This is a genomic window from Paenibacillus sp. JT22N15 (assembly GCF_059383755.1).
In genome coordinates this window covers 100,935-123,854 of record NZ_JBXENV010000018.1, presented here as the reverse complement: position 1 = coordinate 123,854, position 22,920 = coordinate 100,935, and the positions used below count along the sequence as shown (strand labels likewise).

At 50.2% G+C, this 22,920-nt stretch carries 22 protein-coding genes, 7 tRNA genes and 1 pseudogene; 27 read left to right on the top strand and 3 right to left on the bottom strand.

The window, feature by feature from the left end:
• The 8 genes from AC50X8_RS28340 to AC50X8_RS28305 all read left to right on the top strand — a co-directional run.
• On the top strand, window positions 1–186 hold a 186-nt coding region (locus AC50X8_RS28340; RefSeq protein WP_494882900.1), incomplete at its 5' end, for a hypothetical protein.
• Window positions 177–253: transfer RNA gene (locus tag AC50X8_RS28335), tRNA-Met, on the top strand. The genes AC50X8_RS28340 and AC50X8_RS28335, both read left to right, overlap by 10 nt.
• A gap of 7 nt (window positions 254–260) precedes the next feature.
• Window positions 261–336 (top strand) — tRNA-Val (locus AC50X8_RS28330).
• 17 nt (window positions 337–353) lie between these two features.
• Window positions 354–430 (top strand) — tRNA-Met (locus AC50X8_RS28325).
• A 20-nt stretch (window positions 431–450) separates the two neighbouring features.
• Window positions 451–527, top strand: a tRNA-Asp gene (locus AC50X8_RS28320).
• A gap of 17 nt (window positions 528–544) precedes the next feature.
• Window positions 545–620 (top strand) — tRNA-Phe (locus AC50X8_RS28315).
• A gap of 7 nt (window positions 621–627) precedes the next feature.
• Window positions 628–711, top strand: a tRNA-Tyr gene (locus AC50X8_RS28310).
• A gap of 15 nt (window positions 712–726) precedes the next feature.
• Window positions 727–802 (top strand) — tRNA-Lys (locus AC50X8_RS28305).
• A 115-nt stretch (window positions 803–917) separates the two neighbouring features.
• Here AC50X8_RS28305 and ssuE read toward each other — a convergent pair.
• Window positions 918–1,466, bottom strand: a complete 549-nt coding sequence (ssuE, locus tag AC50X8_RS28300) for an NADPH-dependent FMN reductase (RefSeq protein WP_494882898.1) — start codon at window positions 1,464–1,466, stop codon at window positions 918–920.
• A 176-nt stretch (window positions 1,467–1,642) separates the two neighbouring features.
• On the opposite strand from ssuE, the gene AC50X8_RS28295 reads away from it, so the two are divergent.
• From AC50X8_RS28295 to AC50X8_RS28265, 7 genes and pseudogenes are all read left to right on the top strand, one after another.
• Window positions 1,643–2,590: an MraY family glycosyltransferase gene (locus tag AC50X8_RS28295; RefSeq protein ID WP_494882896.1), complete on the top strand. Its 948-nt coding sequence runs from the start codon at window positions 1,643–1,645 to the stop codon at window positions 2,588–2,590.
• 75 nt (window positions 2,591–2,665) lie between these two features.
• The gene (locus AC50X8_RS28290) at window positions 2,666–3,811 is read left to right on the top strand and encodes a PucR family transcriptional regulator (protein ID WP_494863545.1); all 1,146 of its coding nucleotides are present in this window, start codon (window positions 2,666–2,668) and stop codon (window positions 3,809–3,811) included.
• Between the two features lie 87 nt (window positions 3,812–3,898).
• Window positions 3,899–5,020 (top strand): ABC transporter ATP-binding protein, encoded by a 1,122-nt coding sequence (locus tag AC50X8_RS28285; protein WP_056032549.1) that lies wholly within the window; start codon window positions 3,899–3,901, stop codon window positions 5,018–5,020.
• 219 nt (window positions 5,021–5,239) lie between these two features.
• On the top strand, window positions 5,240–6,178 hold the full coding sequence (gene hprK, locus AC50X8_RS28280; RefSeq protein WP_056032546.1) for an HPr(Ser) kinase/phosphatase: 939 nt from the start codon (window positions 5,240–5,242) through the stop codon (window positions 6,176–6,178).
• A 20-nt stretch (window positions 6,179–6,198) separates the two neighbouring features.
• Window positions 6,199–7,110: pseudogene (gene lgt / locus AC50X8_RS28275) on the top strand (prolipoprotein diacylglyceryl transferase); the annotation flags it as partial.
• A 170-nt stretch (window positions 7,111–7,280) separates the two neighbouring features.
• Window positions 7,281–7,937 carry a pyrophosphatase PpaX gene (gene ppaX / locus AC50X8_RS28270; protein ID WP_494882894.1) on the top strand — a complete coding sequence of 219 codons (657 nt, stop codon included), beginning with the start codon at window positions 7,281–7,283 and terminating at the stop codon, window positions 7,935–7,937.
• A 1-nt stretch (window position 7,938) separates the two neighbouring features.
• Window positions 7,939–8,442, top strand: a complete 504-nt coding sequence (locus AC50X8_RS28265) for an acyltransferase (RefSeq protein ID WP_494882892.1) — start codon at window positions 7,939–7,941, stop codon at window positions 8,440–8,442.
• A gap of 88 nt (window positions 8,443–8,530) precedes the next feature.
• Here AC50X8_RS28265 and AC50X8_RS28260 read toward each other — a convergent pair whose 3' ends face one another.
• Window positions 8,531–8,977 (bottom strand): hypothetical protein, encoded by a 447-nt coding sequence (locus AC50X8_RS28260; RefSeq protein ID WP_056032537.1) that lies wholly within the window; start codon window positions 8,975–8,977, stop codon window positions 8,531–8,533.
• A gap of 239 nt (window positions 8,978–9,216) precedes the next feature.
• Between AC50X8_RS28260 and AC50X8_RS28255 the strand changes: the two genes are divergently transcribed.
• The 11 genes from AC50X8_RS28255 to trxB all read left to right on the top strand — a co-directional run bounded on the left by AC50X8_RS28255 (window position 9,217) and on the right by trxB (window position 20,545).
• Window positions 9,217–10,449 (top strand): ATP phosphoribosyltransferase regulatory subunit, encoded by a 1,233-nt coding sequence (locus AC50X8_RS28255; RefSeq protein WP_494882890.1) that lies wholly within the window; start codon window positions 9,217–9,219, stop codon window positions 10,447–10,449.
• A gap of 32 nt (window positions 10,450–10,481) precedes the next feature.
• Entirely contained in the window at window positions 10,482–11,090 is a 609-nt protein-coding gene (gene hisG, locus AC50X8_RS28250; protein WP_046234141.1) for an ATP phosphoribosyltransferase, read from the top strand.
• A gap of 73 nt (window positions 11,091–11,163) precedes the next feature.
• Window positions 11,164–12,441, top strand: a complete 1,278-nt coding sequence (hisD, locus tag AC50X8_RS28245; RefSeq protein WP_494882904.1) for a histidinol dehydrogenase — start codon at window positions 11,164–11,166, stop codon at window positions 12,439–12,441.
• Window positions 12,442–12,545: 104 nt separating this feature from the next.
• Entirely contained in the window at window positions 12,546–13,145 is a 600-nt protein-coding gene (gene hisB / locus AC50X8_RS28240) for an imidazoleglycerol-phosphate dehydratase HisB (RefSeq protein WP_046234120.1), read from the top strand.
• A gap of 1 nt (window position 13,146) precedes the next feature.
• Window positions 13,147–13,764 (top strand): imidazole glycerol phosphate synthase subunit HisH, encoded by a 618-nt coding sequence (gene hisH, locus AC50X8_RS28235; RefSeq protein ID WP_494882888.1) that lies wholly within the window; start codon window positions 13,147–13,149, stop codon window positions 13,762–13,764.
• Between the two features lie 247 nt (window positions 13,765–14,011).
• Window positions 14,012–14,770 (top strand): imidazole glycerol phosphate synthase subunit HisF, encoded by a 759-nt coding sequence (hisF, locus tag AC50X8_RS28230; RefSeq protein WP_056032528.1) that lies wholly within the window; start codon window positions 14,012–14,014, stop codon window positions 14,768–14,770.
• Window positions 14,767–15,495 (top strand): bifunctional phosphoribosyl-AMP cyclohydrolase/phosphoribosyl-ATP diphosphatase HisIE, encoded by a 729-nt coding sequence (gene hisIE / locus AC50X8_RS28225; protein ID WP_494882886.1) that lies wholly within the window; start codon window positions 14,767–14,769, stop codon window positions 15,493–15,495. Before hisF ends, hisIE begins: the two co-directional genes overlap by 4 nt.
• 67 nt (window positions 15,496–15,562) lie before the next feature.
• The gene (gene hisJ / locus AC50X8_RS28220; RefSeq protein WP_056032522.1) at window positions 15,563–16,369 is read left to right on the top strand and encodes a histidinol-phosphatase HisJ; all 807 of its coding nucleotides are present in this window, start codon (window positions 15,563–15,565) and stop codon (window positions 16,367–16,369) included.
• A 142-nt stretch (window positions 16,370–16,511) separates the two neighbouring features.
• Entirely contained in the window at window positions 16,512–17,462 is a 951-nt protein-coding gene (locus AC50X8_RS28215) for a ribose-phosphate diphosphokinase (RefSeq protein ID WP_056032519.1), read from the top strand.
• 323 nt (window positions 17,463–17,785) lie between these two features.
• Window positions 17,786–19,537 carry a tetratricopeptide repeat protein gene (locus tag AC50X8_RS28210; protein ID WP_056032516.1) on the top strand — a complete coding sequence of 584 codons (1,752 nt, stop codon included), beginning with the start codon at window positions 17,786–17,788 and terminating at the stop codon, window positions 19,535–19,537.
• Between the two features lie 60 nt (window positions 19,538–19,597).
• On the top strand, window positions 19,598–20,545 hold the full coding sequence (trxB, locus tag AC50X8_RS28205) for a thioredoxin-disulfide reductase (RefSeq protein WP_494863559.1): 948 nt from the start codon (window positions 19,598–19,600) through the stop codon (window positions 20,543–20,545).
• 254 nt (window positions 20,546–20,799) lie between these two features.
• Here trxB and AC50X8_RS28200 read toward each other — a convergent pair whose 3' ends face one another.
• Window positions 20,800–21,366, bottom strand: a complete 567-nt coding sequence (locus tag AC50X8_RS28200) for a glycerol-3-phosphate responsive antiterminator (protein ID WP_494882884.1) — start codon at window positions 21,364–21,366, stop codon at window positions 20,800–20,802.
• A gap of 562 nt (window positions 21,367–21,928) precedes the next feature.
• On the opposite strand from AC50X8_RS28200, the gene AC50X8_RS28195 reads away from it, so the two are divergent.
• Window positions 21,929–22,879 (top strand): ROK family glucokinase, encoded by a 951-nt coding sequence (locus AC50X8_RS28195; RefSeq protein ID WP_056032507.1) that lies wholly within the window; start codon window positions 21,929–21,931, stop codon window positions 22,877–22,879.
• Window positions 22,880–22,920: the final 41 nt, after the last annotated feature.

Sequence of the window (22,920 nt, the reverse complement as noted above, 5' to 3'; positions counted from 1 at the left end):
TTCGGGGTGGAAGCGCAGCAATGCGTGCAGCTGACGAATACTAATCGGTCGAGGGCTTATCCTAACAACACGCTAAAGTTTCAGACTTTGTCTTTCGCATCCAGTTTTCAGCGTGCAATTCACGTTGATATTGCAGTACATCCCGAGGTCTGCAATGTAAGTTATCGGGAAAATGTGGCGGTGTAGCTCAGCTGGCTAGAGCGTACGGTTCATACCCGTGAGGTCGGGGGTTCGATCCCCTTCGCCGCTACCATATTTTCGGAGGCTTAGCTCAGCTGGGAGAGCATCTGCCTTACAAGCAGAGGGTCGGGGGTTCGATCCCCTCAGCCTCCACCATATATGTTTTACAATGACGCGGGGTGGAGCAGCCCGGTAGCTCGTCGGGCTCATAACCCGAAGGCCGCAGGTTCAAATCCTGCCCCCGCAACCAATTTTTAAGCAATAATTTATGGAGCTGTGGTGTAGAGGCCTAACATGCCTGCCTGTCACGCAGGAGACCGCGAGTTCGAATCTCGTCAGCTCCGCCATTTTCTTTTCGTTATACGGCTCGGTAGCTCAGTCGGTAGAGCAGAGGACTGAAAATCCTCGTGTCGGCGGTTCGATTCCGTCCCGAGCCACCATTTTTATGGAGGGCTAGCGAAGTGGCTAAACGCGGCAGACTGTAAATCTGTTCCTTCGGGTTCGGTGGTTCGAATCCATCGCCCTCCACCATTTCTTTCACATCGAGAGTCATTAGCTCAGCTGGTAGAGCACCTGACTTTTAATCAGGGTGTCGTAGGTTCGAATCCTACATGACTCACCATTTTTTAAAAGCTAATTTACAGAAAATAATCTGTGAATTTTTTTTGTTTATATGAGAATAAAAGGCTAGGTATTGGTGTAATCACCATGACCTAGCCTTTTTTGTGCGAATTTTATTAGGAGCGAAGCTTTAATTCGGCCTGTATTTCAATTAGGGAAGCGTCAAGACGGAGCTTTAATTCGTCATTTAGCTCAAACCCGGCTGCTCTATCATCCAATTGCACACGAGCGATTTGAGAGTCTACCGCATAGACACCGCTGGCAAAATGCTTGGCACCCATGGATGCAAGAACAGGCTTCAGGGAGTAATCAATGGATAGCAGATGGGCCAGTGAACCGCCGATGAAAAATGGCGTAATGATTTTCCCTTCCAAGCCCTTTTGCGGCAATAGATCGAGGAAGGTTTTAAGAACACCAGTGAATGAGGCTTTATAGACTGGACTTGCGATAATGACGGCGCCAGCACCTTCTACTAAGGCCGTAGCTTCTTTAATGGCAGGGCTGTCGAAACGGGCGTTAATCAGATCTTCCGCTGGCAGCGAAGCGACTGTAATATGGCTGACCGTTACATTTTGGCTATTAAGCTGCTGTTCGATATATTGGGTAATGCCGGTTAGACGGGAACCAGGATTCGGGCTGCCCGAAATGATGACAATCGTTGACATGAAAATCGCTCCTCTATTGTATACATATTTATTCCGATAAGATAACTTTGTTTAATCTTAACATTCCAATCTTTTCGGCGTCAATGACATTTACGAAAACGGTTCATGATTTTTTGCTCATTAGGGAACAATAGGCGGAAACAAGCTGATTAGCGATGCAAAGGGGTCCGTCTAAGATGATATATGGGTTGGCGGCTTTTATAAGTTTGGCGATTGTAAGTGTAATGGTTCCGATTGTGAGAAGGCTCGCCTTGCAATATGGTATTATGGATCGGCCGAATGCGCGAAAAATTCATCGGCAGCCGATTCCCTTGCTCGGTGGCATAGCGATTTATGTGGCGTGTACGGTTACGATTATTGCTTTTCAGGGGATGACGTCATTAAGCTGGACGATTGCGGCTGGGGGCGCGGTGCTTGTCACCATCGGTTTATTAGATGATAAAGCTAAAGCGGAGGGAAGGGATTTTCCTGTCTGGCCCAGAGTACTTGTTTATGGTGTGGTGTCCACGCTGCCGCTGTGGTTCCATATTCAAATCGCAGGGGTGACGAACCCTGCTTCCGGGATGTTCTTTTTTCTCCCGCATTGGGTAGCTTGGCTTGGGACGTCAATTTGGATATTCGCTCTAATCAACATGATTAATTTCATGGATGGGGTTGATGGGCTGGCGTCTGGCGTATGCGTGTTATCGGCGATAACGCTGTTTATTACTGCCTTGGTCAAAGGACAAGCTGAAACGGCGATTTTAGCGGCCATTGTAGGCGGGGCATGCCTGGGCTTTCTGCTGTTTAATTTTTATCCGGCAAGGATTTTTATGGGAGATGCGGGAGCTACATTCCTCGGATATACGCTCGCCGTTGTAGCAGTAGACGGGGCTTTTAAGAAAGCAACCTTCATTACAGTGCTTGTTCCGTTACTGGCGCTGGGTTTGCCTATTATGGATACTTCCATCGTCATGCTGCGGCGGCTCGCTCGTGGCAAAGGACTGCACCATGCGGACAAGCTGCATACGCATCATGCGCTGATGAAATGGGGATTGAACCAGGTGCAAACCGTATCTTTTCTATATTTAATCGCGGCGTTGTTCTCCATGCTGTCGATCATCCTTTTGCTGGTCATGGGCTGAATTCCCTCCACCAATATGTTACAATGACGAGAAAAAGCGTTCATTCGTGAGGCTTGCGATAGGAGATAGCAGAAAATGAGCACGACAGAATGGTTGAAACCGCTGGAGCGCATTTTGGACTGTCCAGTTCGTCTAGTAAAAATGCAATTGTCCGAATGGAATGATATAGCAGAGAAAAATCACTATCTGCAGGCGGAGGAGCATGGGCGCAGCTTAGCTTTGGAAGGACAACGCGTCCAACGCGAGGATAAAATGTGGGTGGCCGTCAGAGTAGAGGAGCATGAAATAGAGGTTTTGGAAATAGAGGGCAGCCGCTTTGAGGCGAGTACGCTGGATTTATTGAGCCTAATGCTGCGCTGGAATGAAACGAGGCCAGCACAAGATAAAGCGGCTGGCAAGCTGACAGAAAGCGAGAAAACAGCTCGCAGCATCGGCGAGTGGATTCAGGAGCAGTTCGAATCAGGCGAGCCGGGGCAATCGATGCCGGACCATTTGACCGCGGGTGGCAAGCTGTTCGCGGATATGATTCCTTTTTTATTAGTAACGGAATATTCAAATACCAAGCAAGCGGCTTACGTGGAGCTGGAGAAGCTGCTGCGTTCCTTTCTCGCCGAGGAAATATTATTAATACCGCTTCGGGAGCAGGAATGGCTTATCTGGGGTCCGGTATCACTGCTTAAGGAAGCGGATTCAGAGGTGTTTGATGACGATGATGAAGAGTCGGTGGAGGATAATCTGGCTTCCATCTGTCTGGGGCTGCATGAGATGCTTGCCAGCGAGTGGATTGGCGAATGCCATCTGGCGGTGTCCCATCCGATCAGACCGGCGAAGGGTATCGTAGAGACGACGGCTGCGCTGCGCGAAACGATTAATTTGGGGCGGAAATTCCATGTTGGGAGCAATATTCATTTTCCATGGAATTTGCAGCTGGAGCGCCTGCTGAATAGTATACCGGAGAGCCAGCGGGCCCGGTATTTGGAGCAATCGCTAAAACGTACGGAGCTTTTCGTAGAGGCAGAAATGCTCGCTACACTCGAAACCTTCTTCTCACTGGACTGTAATGTAAGCGAAACCGCGAAGAAGCTTTATATCCACCGCAATACGTTATTATACCGTTTGGACAAGCTAAAACAGGAGACGGGGCTGGATGTACGACAGTTTCGTGATGCCGTCTTAGTCAAAATTATATTGCTATTGTACAAAGTTACGAAAAGACATTAGTTTTTTTGTAAAGTTTGTGCATAGTCATCTGACTGCATGTGGGATAAGATAGTCCTATAAGAAAATTTCTTTTAGGGGGAAATTCACATGGCAGGCGTACGTTTAGAAGGCATTTACAAAAAATACCCGGGTTCTGATAAAGCATCGGTAACTGACGTTAACTTAGATATCAAGGACAAAGAATTTCTAGTGCTTGTAGGTCCATCCGGTTGTGGTAAATCGACAACTCTTCGTATGATTGCAGGTCTTGAAGAAATTTCCGAAGGTAAATTGTTTATCGGCGAGCGTCTTGTTAATGACGTAGCTCCTAAAGATCGCGATATCGCAATGGTATTCCAATCTTACGCTCTTTACCCGCATATGAACGTATACCAAAACATGGCTTTTGGTTTGAAACTTCGTAAATTCAAAAAAGCAGACATCGACAAACGCGTTCGTGAAGCTGCTAAAATTCTAGATATCGAGCATTTGCTTGACCGTAAACCGAAAGCTCTTTCCGGTGGTCAACGTCAACGTGTCGCTCTTGGTCGTGCGATCGTTCGTGAGCCGCAAGTATTCTTGATGGATGAGCCGCTTTCCAACTTGGATGCGAAGCTTCGTGGTCAAATGCGTGCTGAAATTTCCAAGCTGACTAAACGTCTTGAAACAACAACAATCTATGTAACGCATGACCAAATCGAAGCTATGACGATGGGTGATCGCATTGTTGTTATGAAAGATGGCTTTATTCAACAAACAGCTTCTCCAGAAGTGCTTTACAACCACCCAGTTAACATTTTCGTTGCTGGCTTCATCGGTGCTCCTTCCATGAACTTCATTAAAGGTGCATTGACGGATCAAGGCGGTACTGTTCGCTTCAAATCGACTGGCGTAGATGTAGTTGTGCCTGAAGGCAAAGCTGCTACACTTCGTTCCAAAGGCTACATCGGCAAAGATGTAATCTTGGGTATTCGTCCAGAAGATCTTCATGAAGAGCCAGTATTCCTGGAAGCTTCGCCTAACACGATCGTTAACGCTTCGATCGAAGTTGCAGAGAACCTGGGTCACGAAATGTACCTGTACCTGAACGGTATTGGCACAGACACAGTTATCGCACGTGTAGACGGACGTTCCGCTCTGCGTGATGGCCTGACAGTTAAACTTGCTCTGGACATGAACAAAGTTCACCTGTTCGACACTGAGTCCGAGCTTAACATTTTCGAAAACTAATTGCTAAAGCCATTATAGATTTCATAAGAGAGCTGTTGGATTCGTCCAACAGCTCTTTGTTATTCCACTGGGAATAAATAAGTGAATCTTATCATTCATTTGAGCGTCAATTTGAGCGCCAGAAAGCGGGAAGACATTGCTTTCGGCGCTTTTTTCCTATACGATGAAGTCATTGGTAATTAGCTTACATACGCTGTTGTGATATAAGGAGGCCATGCTATGCCTAAGAAAGTGAAAGTATCAGAATTAGTGCAGCATTTTTCGTTGGAAATCATATCGGGTGAGGAAGGCCTGAAGCGTGCGATTACGGTTGATGACCTGTATCGTCCGGGGCTTGAAATGGCCGGATACTTTGATTATTTTCCGAGTGAGCGGGTGCAGCTGTTAGGGAAAACGGAAATTACGTTTCTCAGCACGCTGACGTCCGAGGAGCGCAGGCTGCGTATGGAGCGTCTGTGCCATTCAGACACGCCTTGTATTATTTTGACCCGTGGACTAGAACCGCCGGATGAGCTGATTGCTTATTCGAATAAAACAAATATTCCTGTGCTTGGCAGCCATGTGGCGACTACGATTTTAACGAGCCGGATTACGGATTTTCTGGAGAAAAAGCTTGCGCCTACCGCAACCATTCATGGTGTTCTGGTAGACGTTTATGGGGTGGGCATGCTCATCACTGGCGGCAGCGGTATCGGCAAGAGCGAAACTGCGCTTGAGCTTGTAAAACGCGGGCATCGCCTCGTTGCCGATGATGCGGTTGAGATTAGACAAACGTCTGACAGCCAGCTTCACGGCACAGCACCGGAATTGATCCGTCATTTGCTGGAGATTCGCGGCTTGGGCATTATTAATGTAATGACGCTGTTCGGCGCGGGTGCCGTACGTACACAGAAGCGGATTACGTTAGTCATAAAGCTCGAGAATTGGCAGCAGGATAAGCAATATGACCGTCTGGGGCTGGATGAAGAGAAGACGCGTATCATTGATACCGATGTACCGCTTGTAACCGTGCCTGTAAGACCGGGTCGGAACCTTGCGGTTATTATTGAGGTGGCGGCTATGAACTTCAGGTTGAAGCGGATGGGCTATAATGCGGCGCTGCAGTTTACTAATAAGCTGACGGAAACGATTGCTGAAGATGCGGATGATTACGATTGATATAAAGGAGCTAATAAAAGATGCTTACATCGCTAATTGACCCGATTGCTTTTTCACTGGGTCCCCTAACTGTACGTTGGTACGGCATTATTCTCGGCACAGCTGCTTTGGTAGGCTTGCTGCTGGCGATACAAGAGGGCAAACGCTTTGGTATTAAGCCGGATTTCTTTATGGATATGCTGCTGCTTGGCGTTCCTTCTGCCGTTATTTGTGCTCGAATTTATTATGTTGCCTTCAAATGGGAAGATTATAAGGCGAACCCGCTCGATGTGTTCAAAATTTGGGAGGGCGGCATAGCCATTTATGGCGCTCTGATCGGTGCCTTTCTATGCGGGTTCTTCTACTTCCGTTATAAGGGCTACAGCTTCTTGAGACTCGCCGATGTGTGCGTTCCAGGGCTGCTTGCTGGTCAAATGATTGGCCGTTGGGGCAACTTTATGAATCAGGAGGCATATGGCGGTCCCGTAGAGGAAAGCTTCCTGCGTGATACGCTGCACCTGCCCAATTTTATTGTGAATCAAATGAACGTGAATGGCGTCTTCCATCATCCGGCCTTTTTGTATGAATCGCTGTGGAGCCTTGTAGGCATCATTCTACTTTGCGTGCTGCGCCGCCAGCGCTTCCTGCGTGCGGGTGAATTGCTGGCGAGCTATTTCATCTGGTATTCCCTCGGCCGTTTCTACATTGAAATGGTGCGTACGGACAGTCTGGCCTTCCATGGCCCTACTTGGCTCGTGAACCTTGTTGACATTCTTTGGTCGCCAATGACGTTTTTGTTCCAGCCTGGTTACTTGGACCCGGCTTACGGCAACCTGAGAATTTCACAGCTGCTTGCGCTTCTGCTCATTGTTGGCGCCATTGCGTTTATCGTTATTCGCCGCAAAACAGGAGCTGCCAAAGAGCATTATTCCGATCCAATTGTCTCCACGAAGGTGGAGCATGCGGCTATTGCAACGGATGATGTTCCAAAAGCATAACGGCGGAAGTTAAATGGAGATAAGACGAGCTATTGCCTTCTTGAAGGCAGTAGCCGTTATGTTTTTGTAAGACTTTTTGTAAGGCTTATAGAGAAGTATTAAAGCGGATTTAGGAGGAGACAGATGTGCTAGGCAACATAAAAACGATGCTGTTTGATTTAGATGGTACCATTATCGATACGAATGAACTGATTATCCGCTCGTTTCTGGATGCGCTGCAAGGCGTCGTTCCGGCGGATTTCTCCAGAGAGCATATTATTCCAAGCATGGGACAGCCTTTGACGATGCAAATGCAGCAGTTTTCGGGGCTGGAGGATGTTACGCATCTGGTAGCGGCTTATCGCGAAGTAAACCTTCGCCTGCATGATGAGTATGTTAAGCCTTTCGACTATGTTGTAGAGGTCATTAGAAATTTGCATGAACAAGGCATCCAGATTGGGATTGTAACGACGAAAATGCGTCTGACGACAGAACGAGGCTTGAAATATGTCGGCTTGAGCGACTATATCGACACGATCGTGACCATCGATGACGTCACAAATCCGAAGCCTCATCCAGAGCCTGTCAGCATGGCTATTGCTGCGCTTGGTGCAGATCCGGCGACGACATTGATGCTGGGCGACAGCTCGGTCGATATTTTATCCGCTGAGGCGGCCGGCGCTTTGCCTGTTGGTGTAGCCTGGTCGATGAAGGGAGCACAGCTGCTTAGAGATTCTGGTGCCCAGTATGTCATTGATGATATGCGGGAGCTGTATGCTTTCGCAGGATTGGAGCGGAGATAAATTGCGTAATGTCGAACGTTATCCGGTAGAGGGACCTAATGCGCTCTGGCAGGTCTATCGCACGGTCAGCCGCTTTAAGGCGGTTCGTAATTTCATATTCATTCAGCTGGCCCGTTATTGTCCGATTTTGCCGGTCAAAAATATGATCTATCGCCGTGTGCTCGGCATGAAGGTAGGTCAGCATACCGCTTTCGCGTTAATGGTGATGGTGGATGTTTTTTTTCCGGAACGGATTGAGGTTGGGGATAATACGATTATCGGATACAACACGACGATTCTTACGCATGAATATTTAATTCGCGAATACCGGCTTGGAGATGTGAAAATAGGGGCGAACGTCATGATTGGCGCTAATACGACGATTTTGCCGGGCGTTACGATTGGCGATCATGCGGTTGTAGCCGCTGGCTCAGTCGTTTACAAGGATGTGCCAGCCCATGCCTTCGTTGGCGGGAATCCGATTCAGGAAATTGGTAATGGGAACCGCTCAGAGGATCACAGCTAAATCTGGTAATGCTGCACGAATGAAGCTGGTGCCCATAATGAGCATCAGCTTTATTCACGTTGAGATGCTGAGAGAAGCACTTTTCGTCTTAGTAGCACTTCTCCTCTACCTTGGCAGTTTCATTATGAATCGTAATCGTTGAGGAGCCGGACAAGGTTTCTGTATAGGAGCATACGGAGGTTGTACGTGTAACGCCAGTGACATCCGTATATGTAAGATAAATGCCTCCTTCGCCAGTTAAGCTTAGATCGGGAGTGATTTTCTTCTTGGCCCCGCTGGGGATGGAATCGTTGTACAATTGTTTGGAATCCGTTTCAATAATATTGCCTTTCTCATCGCTGGAAAGTATGCCTGCTTGAACGCTTACAAGCTCATGATCAGATTCATTATGGATGGTCAAAGTGAAGTTTCTAAACATATTGAGGATATCCAAGCTCTTATTTAGAGCTATAACACCGATGATCGCGCCGAATAAAATCATACCTATCATGATGCTGGATATCCAAACCGCAAGTTTACTTCTAGCAGGTTTCAAGTGTTCGTGTCCTCCTTATTCTTGGCTCCCTTAATATGGAGACGAGCAGCAAATGAAGAAAGTTGCATGCCTTGCGGTGATCAGGATTTGTGCAGTTATGATACGTCCCTCATTCGGGAAAGCTCTAATCTTGACGGAGTAGAAGCTTCATGTTACCATAACGACTAGGTTCTTTATTTTGGCAGATCGCTAATATGGCAACGCGTTAACATACTAAAGTAAATTGTGGGTGAAAATAGATGTCCAAACCAAAAGTATTTGAGAAACCGATTGGTGTTAAAGATTATCTTCCGGAAGCTGTTGCAAAGCTGCGCCGGATCGAGCATGCCGCTCTTGCCTGCATGCAGGGCTGGGGATATGAGCAAATCATTACGCCAACTATGGAATATTACGACACTGTAGGGGTAGCAAGCTCTACCTCTGATCAAAAGCTGTTCAAGCTGCTTAATAACCGTGGAACGACGCTCGTACTGCGATCGGATATGACAGCACCTATTGCGCGTGTAGTGTCTTCGCTATTGAAGGAGTCTCCATTCCCGCTGCGATTGTCGTACCATGCGAATGTGTACCGTGCAATTGAAGAAGAAGCAGGCCGTGAGGCTGAATTTTTCCAGACGGGCGTAGAGCTTGTTGGCGATGCTTCGGCTGATGCGGATGCGGAGGTTGTGGCGCTCGCTATTGCTTCCTTGAAGGCGGCTGGTGTAAAACGGTTCAAGATCGCTATTGGCCATGTCGGCTTCCTGAACGGGCTGTTCGAGGAATCGCTGTCTGGACGCAAGGAAGAGCAGGAGCAGCTTAAAGCGTGCCTGCTGGGACGCGATTATGTCGGCTACCGCGAGCAACTGCGCCAGCTGTCGCTGGAGGAGCCTGTAAAGCGCGAGCTGGAAGGGATTTTAAGGCTGCGTGGCGGCCAAGAGGTATGCAAGCAGGCGCTTGAATTAAGCGCAGATGAGACGGCACAGGCGTCTATCCAGCATTTATGCGAGATGTGGGACGTGCTCGACGCTTACGGACTGAGCGAGCATGTGCTGATCGATCTGACGATGATCGGCGATTTCTCCTATTATACAGGCATGACTTTTGAAGGTTATGCGGCGGATCTTGGATTCCCTGTAGTGAGCGGCGGAAGATACGACAATTTGCTAGCCCAATTCGGCCGCCCGGCGCCAGCAACAGGCTTTGCGCTGAAGACGACGCGGATACTCGAAGTGCTCGGCAATGAAGACGAGCCAGCGAAGGCTGAGCGCGTGCTGATCGGCTACGATGAGACGGAGCGCAAAGCGGCGCTGGCAATCGCGCAGCAGCTTAGAGGCCAAGGAGCGACGGTTGTAACAGAGCGTATCGGGCAAGAAGAGGCAGCGGAACTGGCGAAGAACACGTCTGGACGGTTTATTTTCAAAGGCGTGGAATATGTGGAGTTTCTACTATTTACCGAAGGTATGGACGAAATGCTTGGAGGGGATGGCAAGTGAGCGGAGCAGGCAGAGAGATATTGAAGGTAGCTATGCCGAAAGGCCGGATTTACAAGCAGGCATCGAAGCTGTTTCGCGAAGCGGGACTGCCGATTCCAAGCGATTTTGATGATACTCGCAAGCTGATCATTGAGCTGCCGGAAGCAGGCATGGAGTTTATTATGGCAAAGCCTGTAGACGTGCCTACTTATGTGGAATATGGCGTCGCAGATATTGGAATCGTCGGCAAGGATGTGCTGATGGAGGAAAATAAAGATGTATACGAGCTGCTGGATCTTGGCATCGCCAAGTGCCGGATGTCAGTAATCGGGCTGCCGGACTGGAAGCCGGTTATCAATCCGCGGGTAGCGACGAAATATCCGAATGTGGCTTCGCAATATTTTCGCGAGCTGGGGCAGCAGGTAGAAGTGATTAAGCTGAACGGCTCGATCGAGCTTGCGCCACTTATTGGCCTCGCTGACCGCATTGTCGATATGGTCGAGACGGGACAGACGCTGCGCGAAAACGGACTGGTCGAGATGGAGTCCATCTTCGGCATTACGAGCCGCTTGATCGCGAACCGCGTCAGCTATCGGATGAAGAACGAGGCGATTCAAAGCCTCTGCGATAGATTGCAGGAAACGCTTGGCGCGAAGCTCTAGGATTGCGGGAACGCGGGCATTAAATTAGATGGAACATAGTTTGAAAGGAAAGGGGTTGGCGATTGTGAGAATTATGCGAGCGGAGCAGTTCGGTTTGAAGCGCGAGGTGGAATACGGATCGCCGGAGCAAAATGAAGTAGTGCGGACGATCATTGCAGACGTCCGCAAAGAAGGAGATGCTGCTTTGCTGCGTTACACGGCAAAGCTGGACAGGGCTGAGCTGACGGCAGCGGAGCTGCGCGTGACGCAAGCGGAAATTGATGCGGCGTATGAGCAGGTAGACGCCGCTTTTCTGACAGCGATCCGTGAGGCCGCTGTCAACATCAGGTCTTTCCACGAGAAGCAGAAGCGCAACTCGTGGATGGATTTGCAGCCGGACGGGACGCTGCTCGGGCAAATTTTGCGCCCGCTGAAGCGGGTCGGCGTCTATGTGCCCGGAGGCAAGGCGGCGTATCCGTCGTCCGTGCTCATGAATGTCATTCCGGCCCAGGTAGCTGGCGTGCCGGAAATCGTAATGGTCACGCCGCCGTCAACTGGCGGACGGGACGGCATTGATCCAGGTATTCTCGTGGCTGCTGCTGAAGCAGGGGTCAAGGAGATGTACCGCGTAGGCGGAGCGCAGGCAATTGCCGCACTCGCCCACGGGACGGAAACAATCGCGCCCGTTGATAAAATTTGCGGGCCGGGCAATATTTATATCGCGCTGGCGAAGCGCGAAGTATTTGGCGCTGTCGATATCGACAGCATCGCAGGTCCAAGCGAAATCGTCGTGCTTGCCGACGAATCGGCTGATCCGGCTTATATCGCCGCTGACCTGCTGTCGCAGGCGGAGCATGACGAGATGGCATCCTCCATCCTCGTTACGCCTTCGGAGCAGCTCGGGAGCGCTGTAGCCGCTGAAGTGGAGCGTCAGCTCGCTACGCTGCCGCGCCAAGCAATTGCGCGGGCTTCTATCGACAGCTACGGCGCCGTGCTCATGGTCGACTCGCTGGAAGCGGGCATCGACGTCGTGAACAAGCTGGCGCCTGAGCATTTGGAGGTGCTAACAGCCGATCCAATGAGGCTGCTCGGCTTGATCGAAAATGCCGGGGCAATCTTCCTCGGCCCTTACAGCTCGGAGCCGGTTGGCGATTATTTCGCCGGACCGAACCACATCATCCCGACGAATGGAACGGCGAGATTTTCCTCGCCAGTCAACGTGGATGATTTTCTGAAAAAATCAAGCTTGATTTACTATAGCAAGGAAGCGCTGCTCGCAAATGGCGACAAAATTATGACGCTGGCCCGGCAGGAAGGGCTTGAAGCCCATGCGCGGGCGATTCAAATCCGTTTGGAGCGCGAAGGGCGTTAACGAGCAAGACTGGATAAGCAACAGCCAAAGCAGACAAAGCAAACAAAGCAAACAAAGCAAACAAAGCGAACATTTATTTTAAGGGAAGAAAGAAGGAATCGGTAATGGCGGAATTGACAGGACGCGTATCGGAAGTAGCTCGCAAAACAAATGAAACAGACATCAAGCTGGCGTTTTCGGTAGACGGAAGCGGAACGGCCAACATTGAGACGGATGTGCCTTTCCTGAACCATATGCTGGATTTGTTCACAAAGCACGGCCAGTTCGACCTGACGGTCAATGCCAAAGGCGATATTGAAATCGATGACCACCATACGGTGGAGGATATCGGCATTTGCCTCGGGCAAACGCTGCGTGAAGCACTAGGCGACAAGCGCGGCATCAAGCGTTACGCGAGCGTATTCGTGCCGATGGATGAGGCGCTGGCACAGGTTATTATCGATGTGAGCAACCGCCCGCATTTCGAATACCGCGCGGAGTATCCTTCAAGCCAAGTGGGCAGCTTCTCTGTGGAGCTGGTACACGAGTTTCTATGGAAGCTGGCGCTGGAAGCGCGCATTACGCTGCATGTTATCGTACATTACGGCCAGAATACGCATCATATGATTGAAGCGGTATTCAAGGCGCTTGGCCGGGCGCTGGATGAAGCGACGAGCATTGATCCTCGCGTACAAGGAGTGCCTTCGACGAAAGGAGTGCTGTAGCATGATTGCAATCATCGATTACGGCATGGGCAATCTTCACAGCGTTAGCAAGGCAGTTGAGCGTCTGGGCTATGCTGCGGTAGTAACAGCTGATCCGCAGGAGATTTTGGCGGCGGATGGCGCGATTTTGCCAGGTGTCGGCGCCTTCGGTGATGCGATGAGCAATTTGCGCGAGACGAAGCTGGATGAGGTCGTGAAGCAATTTGCCGCCTCCGGCAAGCCGCTGCTCGGCATTTGCCTCGGCATGCAGCTGTTGTTCAGCGCGAGCGAGGAGTACGGCGACAACGAGGGCCTCGGCCTGCTGCCAGGCAAGGTTATCCGTTTCCAAGGCGATTACAAAATCCCGCATATGGGCTGGAACAAGCTTAGCTTTGAGCAGGAGCAGAGCCCGCTGTTTGCGGGACTGGAAGAGGGCCATGTATATTTCGTCCACTCCTTCCATGCGAAGCCGGAGCAAGGCAGCGATCTGCTGGCTACGACTGATTATTATCAGCAGGTAACAGCTATCGTTGGGCGTGAGCAAGTATACGGCATGCAGTTCCACCCGGAAAAAAGCGGCGAGCTGGGCATGCAGCTGCTTGGCAACTTCCTCGCATTGACCGGCAGCAGCAAGGCTTAGTCTAGCCCCGCCGGCTACATCACTGGGAAGTCGCTTATCAGCACCATGTAACTATCGATCGACAACGTTATTTTTTTACAAGCGTAAACGGCTGTCGCCGTCCTCTGGCGGTAAAGCTAACGTTTCGCGGTGAAATATAAGCGGAGTATAAGGGTGAAAATTATACATTCTTATATTTTAAAAAATGAATATCTACAGGCTGTCGCAGGCGAAGCCATAGATGAGTCTAATATAAGGAGCGTGCAAAATGCTGGCAAAACGCATTATTCCATGTCTCGATGTCAAAGACGGCCGCGTCGTTAAAGGCGTTAATTTCGTTAACTTGCGCGATGCTGGCGATCCGGTCGAGCTGGCGTCTACCTATGACCGCGAGGGCGCGGATGAGCTCGTATTTCTCGATATTTCCGCCTCGGTTGAAGGCCGGGCTACGATGATCGAGGTCGTCAAACGCACGGCAGGCGAAATTACGATTCCGTTCACCGTTGGCGGCGGCATCTCGCATGTCGACGACATGAAGCGGCTGCTGCGCGCAGGCGCAGACAAGATCGCCATTAATACGGCCGCAGTCAAAAATCCTTCGCTCGTACGCGACGGCTCGCGCAAATTCGGCTCCCAGTGCATCGTTGTCGCGATAGATGCGAGATTTAACGAAGCGTGGGGCGAGTGGGAAGTGTATACGCATGGCGGCCGCCAGGCGACAGGCATTAAAGCGCTGGAGTGGGCATGTGAGGTTGAGAAGCTTGGCGCTGGCGAAATTTTGCTGACGAGCATGGATGCAGACGGCACGAAGGACGGCTTTGATCTTCCGCTGACCGCTGCTGTATCAGGCAAGCTGGGCATTCCGGTTATAGCTTCGGGCGGAGCTGGCCGAATTGAGCATTTCAGCGATGTTTTCGATCAGGGCAAGGCGGACGCTGCGCTGGCGGCGACGATTTTTCACTACAAAGAAATGACGATTCGCGAAGTGAAGGATGATTTGCGGCAGAAGGGCGTGGAAGTCAGATGACAGACTGGATAAAACAGATTAAGTGGAGCGAGGACGGCCTTGTGCCAGCGATCGTGCAGGATGCACAGAGCAAGGAAGTGCTGATGCTCGCTTATATGAACGAGGATTCGCTCAAGCTTTCGGTGGAGACGGGTTCGACCTGGTTCTGGAGCCGCTCGCGCAGCGAGCTGTGGAACAAGGGCGCAACGAGCGGCCATACGCAGCGTATTGAGTCCTTATCCTATGACTGTGACGGCGACACGCTGCTGGTACGCGTTCATCAAGTTGGCCCGGCTTGCCATACGGGAAGCTATAGCTGTTTTTTCAATGATATCGAGCTGGCGAATAAAGCTGCTGAGGCCAATTCCGGCGAAGATTCCGCGTCAACTGGGACAGCTGCAGCCGGACAAGGCGGAGATCGCTTTGCGATTTTGGGAAGCTTGGAAAGCGTCATTGCCGAGCGTCATGCGGAGCGTCCAGAAGGTGCGTATACGACGTATTTATTCGATAAAGGCATCGATAAAATTCTTAAAAAAGTCGGCGAGGAAGCAACCGAAGCGATTATCGCGGCGAAAAATCAAGACAACGACGAGCTGCGCTCTGAAGCTAGCGACTTGATCTTCCACCTGCTGGTGCTGCTCAGAGAGAGGGGCTTGCCACTGGATGATGTGATGCAGGAGCTTGTGCAGCGCCACGGCAAACCAGCCAGCAATAATGCAATGAAACGCGAGCAGTCCAAAGCCTAGCCAGGCGGATTGCCGCGTTTTGCGGTTTTAATTCAGATGATTAAAAAGGGAAAGGCAGGACTGCCTTATGCTTATCGATTACCATACCCATCATGTTCGCTGCGGGCATGCAGTTGGCACGCTTGAGGAATACGTACAGAAGGGCATTGAACTGGGGCTTGACCAGCTCGGCTTGTCCGACCATTTGCCGCTTATTCATGTCGATCCGGCGACGTATTATCCAGAGATGGCCATGCCCATGGAGGAGCTGCCGCGTTATGTCGAGGAGTGTTTGACGCTTAAGGAGAAGTACAAACATCAAATCGACATTCGCGTCGGACTGGAAGGCGATTATATCGAGGGTTATGAGCGGCAAATCGAGGATATTATTAAAGCATATCCGTTCGATTATGTCATTGGCTCAGTACATTTTCTCGGCGAGTGGGATATTACCGATTTTCGCCAGACGCACGGCTGGGAAGGCAAAAACCGGCTGGCGGTATATGAGCAATATTATGATGCGGTGCAGAAGGCGGCAGCAACCGGGCTTTATGATTTTATCGGGCATATCGATGTAATCAAGCGTTTTGGCTTTAAGCCGGAGGAAGATGTGACGCATTTGGAAAATGCAGCGCTCGAAGCCGTCAAGCGGCATGGCGTTGCGATTGAATTGAATGCCTCGGGCTTGCGGACACCAGCGGAGGAAATGTTCCCGAGCCGCAGAATGCTGGAATATGCGCTTAAGCTGGGCATTCCAATTACGGTTGGCTCGGATGCGCATCAGCCAGAAAGACTGGCACAATACCTCGATCAAGCGCGTCTGATGTTGAAAGAAGTCGGTTTTTCGCAGCTCGCGACCTTTGATCGTCGAAAATTAGTCAGTATTGATTTTTGAATTATTAGCAATTCGATGTATAATGGTATTGACCAAGCGCAAACGGGCTGTGCCCGTAGCACAAGCTTAGGGCAAGCAGGCGTTGCGCATTGAAAGCCTAGTCAGGTAAAACTTATTTGGTTTAAACGCTCAGGAGGGTATTATGTTAAGCGACAAGTTGCGTATTTTCTCGGGATCGTCTAATCCGGAACTAGCTCAGAAGATTGCTTCGGATTTAGGATTGACGCTCGGCGCCATTAAGATGTCCAGATTCAAGAGTGGCGAAATTTATGTCCACTATGAAGAAACCATCCGGAACTGCGACGTATTTCTGGTTCAATCGTTTTCGCATCCGATCAACGAATATTTCGTGGAGCTGCTAGTTATGATTGATGCAGCGAAACGGGCTTCGGCGAAAACGATTAACATTATTATGCCGTATTACGGTTATGCCCGTCAGGAGCGTAAATCCGCGCCGCGGGAACCGATTTCCGCAAAAATGGTTGCAGACGTATTGACGACAGTTGGGGCGACCCGCGTCGTTACGATTGACTTGCATGCACCAGCGATTCAGGGCTTCTTTAATATTCCGGTCGATCATATGACAGCTCTTGATCTGCTCAGCGATTATTTGAAATCGAAAAATATTAAAAACCCAGTTGTCGTATCGCCAGATGCTGGACGCGCTTCGACTGCCGAGAAGCTTGCCAACTACTTGGACACTTCGTTCGCGATTATGATCAAGAAGCGTCCAGCACATAATGAATCATCGATTACCCATGTTATTGGTGATGTTGAAGGCCAGACACCGATTATTATCGAGGATCTGATTGATACCGGCACAACAATTGTCAATGTAGTCGAAAGCTTGAAGGAACGTGGTGCGGAAGATGTGTACGTGTGCGCTACTCACCCTCTCTTTTCCGGCAATGCTATTGAGCGTTTGGATATTCCAAGTATTAGAGAAGTAGTCGTAACCGACTCTATTCTCCTGCCTGACAACCGTCCGGACCGTTTCACGGTGCTATCGGTTGCTCCTCTGCTTGCAGAAGCAACACGCATCATTATTGAAGGCGGTTCGATCAGCACCCTGTTCAAAAACGCAGGCGTGTAGCGAGAACTTTTTTTAAATATAGGAAAGTATATAATTATCCCATCCTTTCTCTATATTTCTCGGAATGAAACGCGCTGCTCCGCCAGAGGACGGCGACAGCCGTTTCACCTTGTCGACTCTTTATCACAAACAGCATAAATACTTATATGAAATCGCGGGCGGTTATTAAAACGCCCGCGATTTTCATAACTTTTTGCCTTTTGCCACAATGGAACGCGGGTAATTGCAGCCGTCCTGGAGCGTTTCCTTTAGTTTGAGTGCGCGACTTGACCGTTCCTATGTTATAATCGTAGAAAATGAAGTTTCCGGGAGGTGCCTTGCCAATGAAGGGAAAGAAACGCGCGGCCACAGCTGAGCCAAAAACGAAAATCATACCTATTCAGTGGGATGCCACATTCTTTTTCGAACGGGCTGTCCGCTCATTGGACCGATACCACTATGACAAGGCACTTAAATATTTTCGCCGTGCTGTGGAATATGAGCCGGAAAATCCGGTTAACCATTGTAATATGGCTGGCATTTTATCGGAAATGGGCAATTATGAGGAATCCAATAAGATTTTGCATTGGATCGTCGATGAGCTTGATCCTACGATGACGGAATGCCATTTTTATATGGCGAACAACTATGCCAATATGGAACAATATGAAGCCGCTGAAGGGGCTTTGGTGCAATATCTCGAAGAGGATGCGGATGGGCAGTACCTCGATGAGGCGGAAGAAATGATGGAATTGCTCGATTATGAGCTGGAGCGTCCAACGCGGGTAACGAGCATTAAGGCGCGTGAAGGCCTGTTTGAGCATGATCAGGCACGCACGCTTCTGGAGGAAGGCAAGTTTACCGAGGCGGTTCGCCTGCTGGAGGACATTATTGCGGCACAGCCGGAGTTTCTGGCCGCCCGCAACAATTTGGCGCTCGCTTATTATTATATGGGTCTGTTCGATAAAGCGATGGAAACGATTCATGAGGCGCTGCATATTGATGCGGGCAACCTGCATGCCTTGTGCAATTTGGCCATCTTTTATCAGCATGCAGAGGATGAGAAAAGTTTGGCTCCACTGGTGGAGCTGCTGCGCAAGACGGCACCTTTTCATGAGGAGCATGTGTTTAAGCTGGCTACGACGATGGGCATTCTTGGCGAGCATGAGGCGGCTTACCGCCACTTCCTTCGCTTGCTGAAGGACCCTGATCTAAATCAGGACCCATGCCTGTATCATTATGCGGCTGTGGCAGCATGCAATATTGGTCGGTTCCATGAAGCCGAGCGTTTGTGGCGGCAGACAGCGAAGCTTGATCCAAAGTCGAATATTCCCCGCTATTATATGGAGCAGCTGGAGCTGGTGAAGCAAGGGCAGCATAAATCAGCAGTCAGCTACCATTATCATTTGCCGTTTGAGGAGCAGTTCAAGCTTTGGGAAAACTCCTCGGATGGACTGCCTGATCATTTGAAGCGCGACCCGCTCGTCCGCTCCTCCTTCTTCTGGGCGCTGCGCCACGGCGATCGGAACACGAAGCTGCAAGTTATTCAGGCGCTCGGCATGATTGCCGACAATGAAGTGAAGGATGCGCTAAGAGCGTTTTTAATCGAACCGGGCGAAGACGATTATTTGAAGCGGATTGCGATTTTTGTCCTGCGCACCATTGATGTACAGGAGCCTCTGCAGGCGATTTTGGAAGGCAAGGAAACGGTCATTGAACCGAATCGTGTTCCTTCTCGTCTGCCTGTGTGGGAAGCCAAATGGCAGGAAGTAGTCGAAGCTGCGTTATCGCGAATGAACAAACGTTATGATCTGATCCAGCAGCATGATCTAATGACGCTGTGGGTCGAGTTTCTCAGCCGGGTTTATCCGGACGTTCCGAAGCTGAGCAAGGTCGAAGGCTGGGCCGCAGCACTGGAATATTTGACGGCGAAGATGCATCGGCGCACGATTTCGTATCATGAGGTATCCGTTCGTTATGGCACTTCCATTGCAACGGTCAGCAAAAATGCGAAGCGAATCGATCAAGTGTGCGGCATTAAGGAAAAGATGCGTTCGATCAATTCGGTATTTGCGCCAGATGAACCGCTGGAATAGCGAGCAGGCGTGTCTGTGAAATATAATAAGAATAGGGCAAAATCTAAGGAGGGTTACAGGATGTATAAAGCAATTATTATCGGTACGGGTCCTGCGGGACTGACGGCTGCGATTTATTTGGCTCGTGCAAACATGAAGCCGCTAGTTATTGAAGGACCGGAGCCAGGCGGACAATTGACGACGACAACGGAAGTAGAGAACTTCCCGGGCTTCCCAGAAGGCATTATGGGTCCGGATTTGATGGCTAATATGCGCAAGCAAGCGGAGCGTTTCGGCGCAGAGTTCATTACGGGCTGGGTGAACAGCGTGGATACTTCCGCGAGACCGTTCAAGCTGCAAGTAGAAGGCAAAGGCGAATTCGTAGGCGAGTCGCTTATTATTTCGACAGGCGCTTCAGCGAAATACCTAGGCATCCCTGGGGAAAAAGAAAACGTAGGCCGCGGTGTCAGCACCTGCGCCACTTGCGACGGATTTTTCTTCCGCGGCAAAAAAATCATCGTGGTTGGCGGCGGCGACTCCGCTATGGAGGAAGCCAGCTTCCTGACCCGCTTCGCGACGAACGTAGAGCTTGTTAACCGCCGCGATGAGCTGCGCGCTTCTAAGATCATGCAGGACCGCGCACGCGAAAATGAAAAAATCGACTGGAGCCTAAACCGCACGCCAGTTGAGGTTGTAGCTGGGCCAATGGGCGTTACTGGCCTTAAAGTACGCAACAATGAAACGGGCAGTGAAGAAGTCATTGAGACGCACGGCATTTTCATCGCGATCGGCCACACGCCGAACACGGCCTTCCTGAATGGACAGATCGATACGGATGAGCATGGCTACATTAAAGTAAAACCGGGTACTTCCGAGACGAACGTTCCAGGCATCTTCGCTTGTGGCGACGTGCAGGACAGCAAATATCGCCAAGCGATTACCGCTGCGGGCAGCGGCTGTATGGCAGCGCTCGATTGCGAACGTTTCCTTGAAGGCAGCATGACGCATGACTGGAGCCAGTCCCTGTAAACATAGATCGGCGGTTAGGTTCAGTTAGCGCACATAAGGCGCAAGCGCCTATCAAACGCTGAGCTTCCTAGTTCCCTAGATCGAAATGCAGCAAATACCCCTTTGCCTGATGAATAAGGCAAAGGGGTATTTATTGTATGTTTATTGTACGCTTGTATGTTTGGGCAGTACCCTAGAACAAGCAGCACTATGAGCTGGGGTGGCGTACAGGTGGCGCAGCATTGACGCAAGCGGCATAAGCTTGCCGAAAATAATCATTTGCTTGTAGACGCAAAATGCGTCCACAGCTCGCTGCGCGAGGTGGTCACTGCTGTAGCCCCAGCGGCAGTTGCATTTTCCACATCTGCTACAGTTCGGATCAGACCGCCGGCAAAAATCGGAATGCCCGTCCGTTCAAAAACTTCACGAATGATATGCGGCATGACGCCTGGCAGCACTTCAATATAATCAGGATTCGTGCGCTCCAGCAGCACATAGCTTTTCTCCAATGCCTGGGTATCCAGCAGAAACAAGCGCTGTATCGCAATAAGGCCATTTTTCTTGGCTGTGCTAATGACAGCGCCGCGTGTAGAAATAAGTCCGGCCGGGCGAATCATCTGGCACAAATATTCGGCTGCGTATTCGTCATTTTTGAGGCCGCCGATTAAATCGGCGTGGAGCAGTATTTTTTTGCCATGGGCATTCGCCAGCTCGAAAATGCTCTTCAGTTGGCTGATATGCGTCTCCAGCAGCACAATATAGGAGAAGTCAGAAGTCATCAGCTTTTCCAAATCTTTCGTTTTTCGCGGGGCAGGCAATATTTGCTGGTTGTGAAAGGGCAAGGCCGAATACCTCCTTATCGGGATGTGGATTCATTGATCTATAATAAGCTGCCAGCTAGGCGTGTATACGCGGCTTCGATTCCAATGCGGAACGGAGTCCGCCATCTGGGGCGGGAAGTGATGTGTTCGCTTGAAATATAGGAAAGGATATGGTTTTCGCATCCCTTTTCTATATTTCTCGGAATGAAACGCGCTGCGCCGCCAGAGGACGGCAAAGCCGTTTACGCTTGAAATATAGGAAAGGATATGGTTTTCGCATCCCTTCTCTATATTTCTCGGAATGAAACGCGCCACGCCGCCAAAGGACGGCGACAGCCGTTTCACCTTGAAATATAGGAAAGTATGTGATGTTCTCATCCTTTCTCTATATTTCATCGCGAAACGAAGCTTTGCCGCCAAAGGACGGCAAAGCCGTTTACGCTTGACCCTAGTCTAATGGATATACGGGGTGAACTCAACGTGCAAATCCAGCGGCAGCAAGGAGCTTCCTGCCTTGACCAGAGGGAGGAGCTTCGCTTATAGTGGACAGAGAAGATTAACATATTAATGAGGTGGACTACAAATGTCTCAAAAGATTTACGTTGGAATCGATGTTGGCGGAACGGCAATTAAGGTCGGATTGTGCAACGAGAACGGGGATTTGCTTCACACGTATGAAGGTCCCACAGAAACGAATAAAGGTACGGATGCTATCCTTGAAAATATTGCTGCTTATGCGCGTGCCATCGTCGCTGAATCTTCCTATGAATGGGAGCAGGTTGGCGGTGTAGGCGTAGGAATCGCCGGTTTCCTGGACATTCCGTCGGGCTATATTAAGTTCGCGCCGAATTTGAAGATTCGCGACGTAAATTTGAAAGATTATTTGGAAGCCAAGCTGGCAACTAAAGTGCTTGTAAACAATGATGCAAACGTGGCAGCGCTGGGCGAGGCTTGGGCTGGCGCGGGCAAAGGCATCGACCACTGCGTATGCTACACGCTTGGTACAGGTGTAGGCGGCGGTATTATTATCGGCGGCAAAATCGTCGAAGGCTTCGCCGGCATGGCTGGCGAGCTTGGACATATTGCAATTGTGCCGGATCTCGAAGCGATTCAGTGCGGCTGCGGCAAGATGGGCTGCCTCGAAACGGTTTCTTCCGCAACGGGCATTATCCGTATGGCGAAGGATGCTGTGGAGCGCGGCGACCGTACGACGCTTGCTCAAGTGACAGACATTATGGCGAAGGACGTTATCGATGCAGCAAAAGCTGGAGATGAAGTAGCTATGCGCATTGTAAGCCGTGCGGCGTATTATTTGGGACGCTCGATGGCGCTGATGGCCGTCGTGCTGAATCCGGAATGCTTCATTATTGGCGGCGGCGTGTCCAAAGCCGGCGAGTTTCTGTTCGAGCAAATTCGCGAAGTATTCGAGAAGTATACACAGAAAGAAGCGCAGGATGGCGTGAAAATCATCCCTGCTACGCTCGGCAACAATGCAGGTGTCGTTGGCGCAGCGGGATTAATTTTGCGCTCGTAGCGATAAACATAGGATAACAGGGACAATTTCCCCGCTTGTGA